This window comes from Geobacter sp. OR-1 (assembly GCF_000813145.1).
Taxonomy (GTDB): Bacteria; Desulfobacterota; Desulfuromonadia; order Geobacterales; family DSM-12255; genus Geoanaerobacter.
Genome location: NZ_BAZF01000006.1, coordinates 98,078 through 111,939, shown reverse-complemented (window position 1 = coordinate 111,939; position 13,862 = coordinate 98,078). Strand labels below are relative to the sequence as shown.

The following is a 13,862-nucleotide window of genomic DNA, read 5'->3' as shown; positions in this document are numbered from 1 at the left end:
ACATGTTGCGAATCATATGTTTTTTCGTCCTTGTGATGCTGCTGCCGGTCTGCGGTTCGGCGTCGGCCGAGGAGAGTAACAGCGCCAAGGCTGGCGCCAAATCCGGCACCGATAAGTCAGTGAAAGGAAAAGCCGCCAAAAAGAAAGCCAAGAAAACCGTAACCAAGAAAGCCGATTCCAAACGGGTAAAAGCCAGGAAGGATCATGTTCCGGCCGTGCATGTCAAGCCGCCCGAGGTGAAGTTGCCGGCAAACGTCAAAGAGTTGCGATCCTGGTCTAACCCTGACTATACCAGGATAGCCGTTACCCTCGATCGCGAGGCGACTTTTGAGTATCACCGTATCGGCCAGAATCCCGAGTCGAATCTGGCGGGCCGCCTTTACCTGGACATCAATGGCGCGCGTCTGAATCCTGATGTAAAGGATGTCCCGGTTGCCGACGGTCTCCTGAAAACGGCCCGGATCGCGCAGTACCGCCAGGATACGGTTCGCGTGGTTCTCGACCTGGAAAGCATCAAGGACTACAAGATCTTCACATTTTCCGACCCGTTCCGGATCATGATCGACATCCGGGGGGACCGCAGGCAGGAGATCTCGACCCTGAAACCGGTTATTGAAGCAGCGCCGCCCGCTCCGCCGGTTGCCAGGGACCAGGCAGCGAACAAGCCCCATCAAAAGGTGCCACCCCCAGCCGTTTCGAAAGTCAGACGCATAGTTATCGATCCTGGCCATGGCGGCCACGATCCGGGCGCTGTGGGCCCGGATGGCACCAAAGAGAAGGACGTAGTGCTGGCAATCGGCCTGAAGCTGGCAAAAAAGCTTCGCGAAGAGATCGGTCTCGACGTGGTGATGACGCGGACGACGGATGTCTTTCTGGAGCTTCAGGAACGGACTGCTATTGCGAACCAGGTTGGAGCGGACCTGTTTCTTTCGATCCATGCCAATGCCGCTCCCAACAGATCTGCTTCCGGCATTGAGACCTATTACCTGAGCCTTGCGAAGACGGAAAAGGCTGCCCAGCTTGCCGCCAAGGAAAACGGTACTTCCCTGGAAAAGGTAAGCATGCTGCAGGCCGTGCTGTTCGACCTGATGGCCAATTACAAGATCAATGATTCGGCCCATCTTGCCGAGATGGTGCAGAAAGAACTCCACAAGAAGGTCGACAGCCGTTGGCCGGTCAAGTCACTCGGAGTGAAACAGGGGCCGTTTTATGTGCTTGTCGGCGCCAGTATGCCGAGCATCCTGGTCGAGACCGCCTTCCTGAGCAACGAAAAGGAAGAACAACGGCTCAAGGATGCGCATTATCAAGACACCACCGCAGACGGAATTGCTGTCGGGGTCAGTGCCTACATTTCCGGCGCCAAGTAGTTTCCATCAGGAAATAGCTCTTTTCCGCCCTGCCGGTTAGTAACAACGAGGTCTTATGGAATTCGATATCAACAGGTATTTCCCCGATGAAGCCCTACATTCCGGCGATTCCGGGCGGGCATCCTTCGAGGAAAAACGGCCGCTCTATCTAGCCGCCAGCAAACATTTCCTGGCCCATTACCGGGAAACGATCAAAAAACGGCACCGTTCCGGTACGCCAGGAGATGAGGTTGTCGCTGACATCACCAGGATGACGGACACCCTGATAGTAAAACTGTTCAAATGCATCATGGCCGATATGCCGCCGGTAAGACGCCGGGACGAGCAGCTTACCCTGGTTGCAATCGGAGGATACGGCCGGGGAGAATTGAATCCGTTTTCCGACATAGATCTGATGTTCCTTTACCTTGGGAAGGACCCGCAGCGTATCGAGGATATCGCCCAGAAACTGCTCTACTTTCTCTGGGACATGCGGCTAGATGTCGGTTATTCGGTGCGGACAATCCAGGACTGCGTGGAGATGGCGGCAAGCGACCTGACGGTCAAGACTGCCCTGCTTGACAGCCGCTACCTGGTCGGCGGAAGGGTGCTGTTCAAGGAGTATCAAAAGGTCCTGCTCTCTCAGGTTGTGGCAAAGGGGAGCGATGCCTTTATCAGGGAAAAACTGGCCGAGATGCGCAAACGGCGGGAAAAGTACGGCTCGTCCATATATATCCTGGAACCTAACCTCAAAGAGGGGGAAGGCGGTTTAAGGGATCTGCACTCGGCGATCTGGGTGGCAAAGATCAAATACAAGGTCAGCAGCCCGAGAGAGCTGATCGTCAAGGGGATACTGTCTGAAGAAGAGCTGCAGGGCTATTATCAGGCCCTTGCCTATCTCTGGCGGATCAGAAACGAGCTCCACTATCTCGCGGGCCGCAAAAACGATCAGTTGACATTCGAGGCCCAGGCCAAGGTGGCCGAGTATCTGGGCTATGCCGATTCCGGCCGAGTGCTCGCGGTTGAGGAGTTCATGCGCGACTACTACCTGCACGGCACGCGGGTGGAGCATTTCTCTTCGCTCATGGTTTCAAAGTGCGTAGTAAAGGATGTCGGACCGCTGAAGCTGTTGGGGTATTTTATTCGGCGTCCTCTGGGTGAAGGGTTCTATGTTCTGAAAGGGGAACTGGTGGTTCCGGATGAATCGGTCATTCAGAAAGATTCGTCCCGGTTGATGAAGCTGTTCGAGTATGCCCAGAAACAGGGGGTTGTTCTGAGTCTCCGGGTCAAGTCCCTGATCCGGGAGAGCCTTGATCTGGTTAATGACAAATTCCGGCGCAACCGGGAAGTAAACGCCTCGTTCTTCAGGATTCTGCGTAGCGAGAAAGGGGTGGCCGAAACCCTGCAGTTGATGCATCACCTTCAGTTCCTAAACCGCTTCATCCCTGAATTCGAGAGAATCTACTGCAAGGTCCAGCACGATCTTTACCACATTTACACGGTGGATATTCATTCGCTGTTTGCCGTGGAAGAGATCATCAGGCTCTGGAAAGGGGAGCACGCAGAGGATCTGCCGCTGATGACCAGCGTTGCCCGTGATATCGACAAGCGCGAACTCCTGATGCTTGCGGTTCTGTTGCACGATATCGGCAAGGGGGACGGTGGAAGGCATGCCGAGCGCGGCGCGGAGATGGTGCCCACCATTGCCAGGCGGCTGGGGCTTTCCAAGGAAGACAGCGAGCGGCTGGAGTTCCTGGTGCTGCATCATATCCTTTTTGCCCATATATCTCAGCGCCGGGATCTCAACGACGAGAAGATGATAGTTCAGTTCGCGCGGCAGATGGAGACCAGCGAGAATCTCAAGATGCTGTATCTTCTCACCTATGCGGATATCAAGGCGGTTGGCCCCGATGTCTGGACGGAATGGAAGGCCAGGCTGACCCAGGAACTTTATGAAAAGGCATTCCAGGTCCTCGAACGGGGCAATTTCAGGCTTGAAGCGAGCAGTGAGCGAGTCAAGAAAGTAAAGCGTCAGGTTCTCGAACTGCTTGGGGATGAGTATCCGCAGGCGGCCATCAGAGAAGAGCTGAACGCGATGGCAACCAGGCACATCCTTTCAAACGCACCCCGGACACTGGCGGAACATGTCAAGGTGCTTCTGGCCCTTGAAGGACGTAATATCGTTACTATTGTGGAACATGACCAGGAAGGCGGGTTTTCCAACTTCACTGTCTGCACTCTGGATGTCCCGGGGCTGTTTTCCATGATAACCGGGGTCATGGCCGCCAACGGCATGAACATACTGGGTGCCCAGATCCACACCAGCACGAACGGCAAGGCTCTGGATGTCCTTCAGGTCAATGCTCCCCAGGGGTTTGCGATTACGGACGAATCCCGCTGGAATCGAGCCCGGGAAGATCTGCAGCAGGTATTGGAAGGCCACGCCAATGTCCGTAAGCTGGTGGAGAAGCGTCAACGGGTAACTCCGCTGGCCGAAAGGCCGAAGCCGCGCTTTCCCACAAAAGTGGAGATCGACAACGAGGTCTCCGCCGAGTACACGGTCATCGATATCTATACCCACGACAAGGTCGGGCTGCTCTATCGCATTACCAGTACACTCACTGAGCTCGGTCTTTACATCGGGATATCGAAAATATCCACCAAGGTGGATCAGGTTCTCGACGTATTTTACGTTAAGGACATCTTCGGGCATAAGGTGACCAGTGAAAGGAAGATCCAAGAGATTCAGGAGCGCCTTTACACGGCAATCGATCAGGAATGAACCAATATCTCGATCTGTTCCTCGGGTATCTGACTGTAGAGAAAGGATTGTCCCGGAACACCCTTGAGGCCTATAGTCATGACGTCGGGAGGTACATAGATTATCTCTGCACCCGGTGCGGGATTAATGAACCTTCAGGGATCACGCCTCTGCAGGTGTCCGGCTTTCTCGCATTACTTAAATCATCCGGTCTGGCCCCGCCGAGCAGGGCTCGCGTTCTCTCCAGCGTCCGGATGTTCCACAAATTTCTCATGATTGAAGGGTATGCCGAGGTAAATCCAGCCTCTCTGATCGAGGCCCCGAAGACGCTGCGCCTTCTCCCCGAGGTTCTGTCACCGGCTGAAGTCGAAGCACTGCTTAGTGCGCCAAAGACGGAATCGGCACTTGATTTGCGTGACCGGGCCATGCTTGAACTCCTTTATGCAACCGGTTTGAGGGTCTCTGAACTTGTTTCCCTGAAACTGCAAAACCTGAATCTGCAGGCCGGGTACCTGATGACCATGGGCAAGGGGAACAAGGAGCGTGTCGTTCCGATGGGGGAATCCGCTCGCCGGAGCCTTGAGCATTACTTGCTTTCGTGCCGGGCACAGGTGGACAAGCGAAGCGGTTCCGAATATCTTTTCATCAGCAGGCTGGGTGACCGGATGAGCCGGCAGGCGTTCTGGAACCTGATCAAGAAACGCGCCCTGGAGGCAGGGATTGTAAAGAACATCTCGCCGCACACCCTCAGGCATTCATTTGCATCGCACCTGCTGGAGAATGGGGCCGATTTGAGGAGTGTGCAACTGATGCTGGGACATGCCGACCTTTCCTCGACCCAGATCTATACGCATATTACCAGGGAAAGGTTGAAACGTTTGCATGCGGAACATCATCCCAGGGGGTGATGCAACAGGGGATTCACATTTGACCAGTTTTGCGGTATTCTCAGCACTATTTCAATAAAAAGGAAATAATCTGATGAAGCATATAGTATTGCTCGGCGACGGAATGTCCGACGAAAAGCTTGCTCAACTCGGCAATAGGACCCCTTTACAGGCTGCGCATACCCCCAACATGGATTTCATAGCCAGGAGGGGGAAATTGGGGATTGCCCGGACAGTGCCGGCAGGATTTGCGCCCGGCAGCGACGTGGCAAATCTCTCGGTTTTCGGTTACAACCCGCAGACATGTTATACCGGGCGTTCCCCATTGGAGGCTGCCAGTATGGGGGTTGAACTCGGACCCGATGACGTGGCGTTTCGGGTGAACCTGGTCAATCTTCAGCCCCGGGGTGGCCGGCTTATCATGCAGGATTACTCGGCCGGGCATATCAGCACCGAAGAGGGGCAAGAGCTTATCGAAGCCCTCAGAAACGATTGCAATGGAGGTGAGTTCCAGTTTCACCCCGGTGTCGGTTACCGGCATCTGCTCGTATGGCGCGGCGGAGTGGTGGATCTGATTACTACACCGCCGCACGACATAACCGGCAAGGATATCCTCCCCTATCTGCCGCAGGGAGAAGGGGCCAAGGGGCTGATTGAGCTTATGAATAGCTCGCAGACGCTCTTCTTCAACCATCCCCAGTACCGGAAGAGGCTCGAAGCGGATAAGGTCCCGGCAAACTCGATCTGGCTCTGGGGGCAGGGTAAATCGCCCACCATGGTGCCGTTCAGCAAGAAGTTCGGTCTTACCGGTGCAGTGATATCGGCTGTTGACCTGATCAGGGGAATAGGGGTTTGCGCCGGCCTGGAAATCATAAAGGTTCCAGGCGCGACCGGATACATTGATACCAACTACCGGGGCAAGGCTGAAGCTGCCCTGGAGGCCCTGGAGAGGCATGACTTCGTTTATCTTCATGTGGAGGCGCCGGACGAAGCAGCGCATTCAGGTAACCTGGAACACAAGATGAAGGCCATCGAGGATTTCGACGCGCAGGTTGTGGGGCCGATTCTTGCCGGTGTAAAAAAATTCGACAGTTACCGGGTGCTTTGTACGCCGGACCATCCCACGCCGGTGGCCAAAATGACCCACACCTCAGATCCCGTACCGTTTGTCCTTTATAGCGGAGAGGATCAGGAAAACCATTCCATAGCAGGGTATGACGAGGATTCTGCCCGGATGACCGGTTTGGAACTGAAGGAAGGGTTCCGGTTGATGGAAATGCTACTAAAGGGTTAGCCTTGGTGTAAACTATTTCGACATTTGTATTTATCATACGAAAAGGGGTGTCCATCCGGACACCCCTTTTTGTTACTGCACCAAATATTACGGCTACTTTTTCATTTTTCTGCGGATCAGTCCGGCGCCAAGGAGACCGGCACCGAGCAGCGCGAAAGTGGATGGCTCGGGAACCGGAGCCGATGCCCCGCCTTCGATAACGTCATTACCGCAACTCTCCCCCCAGTGAAAACCGAAGTTGTTGAAATTGTCGAAGAAATTGGTGGAAAGGTCGAAGATTAACTCATTGGTGTCCTTGTTGATCGACCATGTCCCGGCATTTTGTGCTATCTGGCCGTAACGGGTGTTGATCTCGACTTCCTGGTAGTTTCTGTAGGTCCCGTTTGCGTGCGAGAGAACAATATTATTGTTCGCACCGCTGTTGTAGACGTTGTACAGACCCAGGGTGCCGCTCGTGCCTCTGAAGTCCTTGCTGTGCACTTCCGAACAGGCATTCAGGACAAGGGCGTATTCCCACTGTTCCCCGGTCGTGTTTGTGTCATAAATCCCGGCAGCTGTATAGCCGTTGGTGCTGATGAAGAGATCGCCCATATGGGTATCGTATTTACCGAGATAATCAACATAATTTGTATTGATCCTTACCCGGTCAAGGGCTCTGCCGTTGAAGTCGACCGCCATCTTATTGATTCCGAAATACGCAGCATCACCCACTACATCCTTGCCGTCCCAGGAAGTATTGCTGTTCGTCCCGCCAGCGGGGTTGCCGCCGATATATGTGTCGTTGATCGTAACCGTTGTATAGGCCTGGGCTGCTCCGGCAAAGGCTGCCGAGGCGATCATTGCCGTAAAGATAAGTTTCCATGGTTTCATCGCATAACTCCTTGGGTGTATTGCTCGGGGGTAATAATTAAACAGAACAATCTGAATACTAAAGAGTTATCCAAGAATGATGCCAAGATGGGGGAGGGTGGTAACGTATCGATAACGAGGCGTTTTTATTGATGTTGGAAGAGTTAATTAAAGCGGTGATGTCTGAAGTGTAAATAATCCCGACAGTGCATATTGTTACCAAATATCGGTCTTGATACCCAATGGCCGCTTCGGGAGCGGGGTGTCATGCCCGTGGTAGTAGGGATCGACCAGGTTGGTGCCAGGGATGAGGAAAGGGAGTTTTCTTTCTTGTTCAGGTGTCCAGAGATGGGACTGCCGGATGGCAATCACCGGCAAACGGGCAGATTCCCATTTTGTTTTTGTCTGCCTCTCCGGTTTTACTTCGCCAACAATAGTGATCGGGACTCCTTTAGGATAAAGATCTGTATCCAGCAAAGTTGGCGATGTGGCGAGAAACCGTCCCGAAGATCCAAGCGAATCATCAGGGAAACCATCCTCGTCCAGCCGGTATTGGATAACTTCTATTTCCGCTCCCTGCGGCGAGTTGAGCACATTGCTGATTACTCCGCCGAGCATCACAGTTTTTCCCTGATAAGCCTGGGGCTTATCCCTGATCTCTTCATAGCTTGCCGGCGAAACCTGCAGGGATTCGTCGCTGTTCATTACATGGACACAACCCGACAAAACTGCGATAGAAATGGCAACTGCTGCGACGCTGGTTTTCATCGGCCGACTCCCTTTGTCCCTAAATTTCATTCATAAATATGAACATAAGCGCACTGTTTGTCAAACGGCTCAATTAGTCTCAAGAAAACCGGTAACTTGCCGATCTGATAAATCATTACTAATTTGATGCTTGCCCGGAGGGACTATGCGCCGTTTATATCTTGCGATCCTCATTTTAACAGCAATCGGTATCGCCATGGTTCGACCTTCCAGCTGCTTTGGCGAAGAGTCGCTGCTGGAACAGGGGGTCAGGGAATACCGGGATGAAAATTTCGAAGAGGCGATGGTCACGCTTAAAGCCGCAAGGGGAAAAGAGCCCGGTTCATCGGTCGCAGCCTTTTACCTCGGGCTGACATTCAAGCAGACAGGTGAATACAGCGCAGCTGCCGAACAGTTTCGCGATGCGTTCCGTTTAACCCCGCCGATTCTGGACGCGCCGCTGGAACTGGCAGAGACCCTCTTTACCATGGGGGATGTTGCCGGGGCGAAAAAGGCGTTGATCGACGCGGAAAAGAATAGAGTGCGGCCGGCAGCGGTATCGTTTCTAAAGGGAGTAGTGCTGGCCAAAGAAAACGAAATCGACGATGCAATCGACTGTTTCCGGACAGCGGCAAAGCTTGATCCATCACTTGCCCAGCCTGCGGAGTTGCAGATTGCCATTCTGCAGGCCAGGGAGCGTAGAATTTCCCAGGCCCGCAAGAGCCTCCGGACGCTCATCGCCATGGACCCGGCGTCTGATGCGGCATCCATGGCCAAAGAGTACGAGACCACATTCACGAGGCTGATCGAAGCGCACAGGTCATGGCGGCTTACCGCAGGTGCGAATTATCTTTATGACGATAACGTCATATCCAACCCTGACAACGATACCCGCCTGGATCAGCTCGACAGAGACAGTGCCTTTGTCGGGACCTTCAGGATCGATTATGCGCCCCTTATTGATCCCCCTTGGGGGATAATCGCCCAATACAACTTCCAGAGCACGACCTACGGGACTCTCTACACCATGAACACCCTCGTCAATTCCGTATCCATTGTTCCCAGCTACACGCAGAGAAACGGCGCTGCCAGTTTGCCGGTTTCCTACAGTCATGTTCTGCTGGCAGACAAAAAATATATGGGGATTGCCTCTGTAAGGCCGACCCAGAGCCTGCTCTTGCCATTCAGCCACATTGTCCAGTTGAATCTGGCTTATACGCGTCGCGAGATGTTGCGCGATCCGTTGCTGTTCGATGAAGATCGCGATGCCGACATTTTCGGGGCCGGAGCGGCATACGTAGTTCCTTTTGCCGAAGGCAACGGGATGGCAAGCCTTCGGTACGAGTTTTCCTACGACAATGCCATCGGCCAGAATTGGGTCAACAGGGGGCACAGGGTAAACATCGGCGCAAACTTCCCGGTAGTCGACGGCCTGTCCATCCAGGTCAACGGCGATCTATTCGATCAGGACTACCTGCACCGGCACACAACCTTTGGCAAGGTGCGCGAAGATACGATTTATACGGCAATTGCCGGCCTCACCTGGGATATTTCAGCCAATATTTCGCTCAATTTCCAGTACAACCATACCCGATCGGTTTCGAATATCGATCAGTATGATTACCGCCGGAATACCGTAATTGCCGGTCTGGAAGCAAGCTTCTGAGGAGAACGCCATGAGAATCGACCAGGACCGTTTTCGAAATCTGATCCGGATAGTAATCTTATTTGCATATTTGTTGCTGTCTTGCCCGGTGCTGTACGCCGCAGACGATGGCGTGGGGGTATTCAGCAGGATCGATGGTGCTGTCGATCTGATGCGGGGTGGCGCTCTGCCCGCAGTTCCGGTAAAGGCGGGTGACCCGGTCCGGAGCGGTGATTTTATCCGGACCAAGAGCAATGCCCGGGCCGAGGTGACCTTTAAGGATGGTAACATCCTGAAGATCGCCCAGCGAAGCAGGCTGGATGTCTCCGAATATCTTGCCGCCGGCAGTGGCGACCGGAGAAAGTTCAACCTGCCGCGGGGCAAGGTCCAGGCAGTGGTCACCAAGGGTGGAACCGGGGAAAACAAGGGGAGCCGTTTCGAGATCCATACCCCCAATGCCGTTGCCGGTGTCAGAGGGACCGACTTCTTTGTCTATCACGATCGTAACGTTACCGGCATCCTGGTAAAAGAGGGCTCGGTATATGCTTTTAATCCGAAATTACCGCAGAACATAGTAACCGTCCCTGCCGGCACGGTTACTACCGTAACGGCCAAGGGGGCGCCGTTACCGCCGAGGTCTGCGACCGATGCGGAAAAACGGAACGTGGAAAAAGAGACGACACTAAAGCAGAAGGGTAATGGAAAGTCTGAGAAAAAGGACGAAGCGGATCAGGGACAGACCGAATCCCAGCAGACTTCCGGAATGAACGGTTCTGGGGCCGGACTTGCCTCTGAGCCGCTGCCGGATTCAGCCATCAGTTCGACCACATCGACTCAAGCTGATACCATCATACCGCCCAAGGTTGATCCTCCTCCAATTACGGAAACACAGCCGGATCAAACACTCCCTTCGCAGGACACGGTTCCGCCGGTAATCACTCTGGTCAAGCCACCACCCGCCACCAGTACCGGGACGCCAACCACGTTTTCCGTGCAGTCGAGCGTAAGCGGGACAATCCGGTACCGGCTTGACAATGCAGCGTGGCAGGATTATCCCGGGAGTATCGGAGGGCTGGCCGAGGGGACTCATCTGGTCGAGTTCCAAGTGGTCGATTTGGCCGGCAATGCGTCGGCTCCGGTGGCCACTACCCTGTTTGTCGGCTCCCGAGCCATTGCCCTGAAAGGGAAGATGACCGGACCTCCGGGTTCTCCTGCTGATCTTACCGGACGTTTGTTCGAATTCGGGGACAGGAGCGCCGGTTCCTGGCAGTTCAGCGCTTCCGGAACCGGGACCCCGACCCAATTTGCCCTTCAAGCCGGTGGGGTGGGAAATCTCGACGGCACAACCTTGGACGGTTTCTGGCAGCTCAGGAGTCCGTCCCTTTCCGTAACCAGCGGTTCAATTGCCGGAGACTTCACTTATACTTACCTTGGTGTGGATCGCTTCGTCAGCTCTCCCGGCATGGTTTCCGGCAGTTATGACGCCTCAGGGTGGAATTTTGCCGCTACCGGCAGCGTTACAGCCGGCTATTCGACCCCGCTCGGATTTGTTAGCGATATCAACGTAGGTCCCATGTCCAGGGCGAACAGCATCGATGCGAACAGCAATCTCCTGACCATAGAAAACCAGGGTAATATGAGCGGGCTTCTCGGTGGAGAGACCGGCCTCTGGAGCAGCCCCACAGTACCGATTACTCTTATGGGCATATATCAGGGGCCAGGAAGCCGCAACAGCTACTGGAACGGAAAGATCAGTTCCCATAACTACCTGACCGGCGGCATCGGCAGTTACGACGGTGCTGCATTCAGCGGCTTTATCGGCGGCGCCAATCTCGATCCGATCGGGACAACGTCCGGCAATATTTCGGCAATCTATGTGGCGCCCCGGGGCAATGGTGAGTTTGGCGCCGGATTAATCTACGGCAACTTCAAAGGCAACCTCGGTAACGGTTTCTGGGAGGGGAGCGGCTCCATGGAGCGGCAGGAACTCAACAGCACAATAGCAACGGATCCGGCAACCATGCCGGCGGACTGGTGGCAGACCAAGACGGTTTCGGTTACTCCCCCGGTCGTCACCGGTCCTGTGTTTTCTCATCTGAATAACGAGAATAATTCCGATGGATTCCTGCTGGACGCCTCTTTGAATATATCCTCCCGGATGAAAAATCGTGGCGACGTGATGAACCTGACGGTATTTACCCCTGATCCGACTTTTGGCGTCTGGCAAAGGGAGTCTTTCGGCAGTTTCTCCGGAACAGGCACCGACCTGGTGCTGGTGACCGATGCCGCCATCGCTGCACCAACAAACGGAAAAGGGGGACCGGACCATATTTTCAATGTCGTATCTTACTGTGCCTGGGGAACTAATGGTGATATTTCCGGCAAGGCATATGGCGCCTGGGGTGACTGGAGTGTCGGCAAGGCGCGGCTCCTGAGCGGGACCATGACCGGCAGTTACAACCAGGGGGTTGGGACGTTCGGAGCAGTGACAACCGGTGCCTGGCTGGATGTGAGCCGTTTTCTCTCCTTGACGCAGGCTGAACGGCAACAGGCGGGCTTCCCTGGCATTCAGACCGGCACGTTTGCCCTCAGCGGCAGCAATACCGCCGGAAGTTCGGTGACCTTCGCCAATATCCGCACCTTCACCCATGCTGCCGGCGACCGACTCTCGCTCTGGGCGACTGATTCGGTCAGCGGCACCTTTAGCGGCGCCATACCGGAGGGTGAACAAATCGCCGTAAGTGATGGCTCGCATATCATGGGGACCTTCCGCCTGGAGCACGGCGGTATCAGCCCGACAACCGGGAATAACGTCTGGCTTGCCGAGATCAACGGTCTGGGAGAAACCAGCGGCTCGTTCCGGTCTTCATTCAACGGCGTTGCCGCAGGAACCTGGAGCGGTTCGACCTTTTCCGGGACGGCTGCCGGGATCACCCATCCGATCACCTATTACAGCAGCTTCGGCAGTGTCAACCTGTTAAAAAGATACGACGGTTTTTCCGGTTATCAGTATGACGGCGCTCTGAGCGGGGTATTCGGCGGATTGTCTCTCTGGAAGGCTAACGAAAACGAGCGGTCCGAGTTCGATATTGTCGGTCTGCATACACCGGCCGCGTTGAAATACAATAATTACATCTTCAGCACGGCTCTCGCTTCGTTCGACGTTCCGACCGGTTCTGGCGGAACTGCCGATGGCGGGGCATACAAGGGCTATCTGGCCGGAGCGCTCAGCAACGGGGGATCTTATCCTGAAGAGCCGATTGACGGCAGGATTGCTGCCATTTATGCCGCCCCTGACGGCAGAGCCGGCATTCTTGCCGGCAAGTTGTCCGGATATCTTGATATGAACGGTGTCTGGGAAGCGCATGGGGATTGGTTCCCGATAGAGATCCTTTCCCTGCCCGGTTCAGTACCGCCGTCGACTTGGAACGTGCAGACCGCATTCCTGCCGCTAAACATGGCTCAATCCGGTGCCTTCATCGGAACCGGCGGCAGTATCATAACCCCAATTACTCCTGGTAACGGCTTCGATCGCACCTGGATATCCACCATTCCGGTATGGGGGGTATGGAGTCTGGCTACGGCAGGAAACTACAGCGGTCCGACCTCTAATAACTGGAAATACAAGCTATCCGCAACCGACGGGAATTTTTCCGTGGACGGGGAGATCCTCGGCGACCGGTGGGAAGCATTGCCATTCATGCCGCCGGCTGCTTCTCCTGTTGCCGGGAAACTGCACGGTATTGTGGGGGGAAGCTGGGTGGATATGTCTCAGGCCGTGCCGATGACCGGCATCCTGATCGGAGAGAATATCGGCACGTTTGATCCGAACTCTGCAAATTGGCAGGCCATGGCTGTCGGAGCATTCATGGAGACCAACACCTTTCTCCAGATGGCGGCAACCGCAGACGGCCAGGCAAAGCTAAGGCAGTTGAACATCCCGGCCTTCGAGATCGGCAGTGCCAATTTCACCGGCTCAGGCGGTGCCAGTGGCGATACCGTCACCATTAGCAGGGCCGACGTGAAATTTTTCGCACCAACAGCCGGAGGCCGGCCTATTATCTGGGCAACCGGTAATATCCTGGGGAGTTACACCGGCAATCCGCTGGCGGTCGGAAACGTGCCGCTCAGCGGGTCCAGCGCGACCGTGAACGGCTTATCGCCGACGCTTACCATGGATAGCTGGACCGGCGGCAAGTGGCGGGCATCCATAAGCGATACCACCGGCACCGGCACGGTAGGGGGCCACACGAATATAAACATGTTCGGCAGGGGGGCCGGGAGCTACTCAGCAGGGAGTTTCAGCGGCACGGCAAGTGGAATGACCCGATAG

Annotated in this window: 8 protein-coding genes; 6 read left to right on the top strand and 2 right to left on the bottom strand. The window is 54.9% G+C overall.

Annotated elements, in window-relative coordinates; all coding sequences use genetic code 11:
- Window positions 1-2: 2 nt before the first annotated feature.
- The 4 genes from OR1_RS08055 (at window position 3) to OR1_RS08040 (ending at window position 6,288) form a co-directional block, all read left to right on the top strand.
- Window positions 3-1,367 (top strand): N-acetylmuramoyl-L-alanine amidase, encoded by a 1,365-nt coding sequence (locus OR1_RS08055; RefSeq protein WP_041971298.1) that lies wholly within the window; start codon window positions 3-5, stop codon window positions 1,365-1,367.
- A gap of 55 nt (window positions 1,368-1,422) precedes the next feature.
- On the top strand, window positions 1,423-4,128 hold the full coding sequence (gene glnD / locus OR1_RS08050; protein ID WP_041971174.1) for a [protein-PII] uridylyltransferase: 2,706 nt from the start codon (window positions 1,423-1,425) through the stop codon (window positions 4,126-4,128).
- Window positions 4,125-5,015 (top strand): site-specific tyrosine recombinase XerD, encoded by an 891-nt coding sequence (gene xerD, locus OR1_RS08045; protein WP_041971173.1) that lies wholly within the window; start codon window positions 4,125-4,127, stop codon window positions 5,013-5,015. Before glnD ends, xerD begins: the two co-directional genes overlap by 4 nt.
- A gap of 73 nt (window positions 5,016-5,088) precedes the next feature.
- Window positions 5,089-6,288, top strand: a complete 1,200-nt coding sequence (locus OR1_RS08040) for a cofactor-independent phosphoglycerate mutase (protein WP_041971172.1) — start codon at window positions 5,089-5,091, stop codon at window positions 6,286-6,288.
- Window positions 6,289-6,381: 93 nt separating this feature from the next.
- Here OR1_RS08040 and OR1_RS22735 read toward each other — a convergent pair whose 3' ends face one another.
- Both OR1_RS22735 and OR1_RS20695 read right to left on the bottom strand, forming a co-directional pair.
- A complete protein-coding gene (locus OR1_RS22735) occupies window positions 6,382-7,158 on the bottom strand; it encodes a PEP-CTERM sorting domain-containing protein (RefSeq protein WP_041971171.1) in 777 nt (258 codons plus the stop codon).
- A 195-nt stretch (window positions 7,159-7,353) separates the two neighbouring features.
- Window positions 7,354-7,905, bottom strand: a complete 552-nt coding sequence (locus tag OR1_RS20695; RefSeq protein ID WP_052440329.1) for a Slp family lipoprotein — start codon at window positions 7,903-7,905, stop codon at window positions 7,354-7,356.
- Between the two features lie 145 nt (window positions 7,906-8,050).
- Between OR1_RS20695 and OR1_RS08025 the strand changes: the two genes are divergently transcribed.
- Both OR1_RS08025 and OR1_RS08020 read left to right on the top strand, forming a co-directional pair.
- On the top strand, window positions 8,051-9,550 hold the full coding sequence (locus tag OR1_RS08025; RefSeq protein WP_052440328.1) for a lipopolysaccharide assembly protein LapB: 1,500 nt from the start codon (window positions 8,051-8,053) through the stop codon (window positions 9,548-9,550).
- Window positions 9,551-9,560: 10 nt separating this feature from the next.
- Window positions 9,561-13,862: a FecR domain-containing protein gene (locus tag OR1_RS08020; RefSeq protein WP_041971170.1), complete on the top strand. Its 4,302-nt coding sequence runs from the start codon at window positions 9,561-9,563 to the stop codon at window positions 13,860-13,862.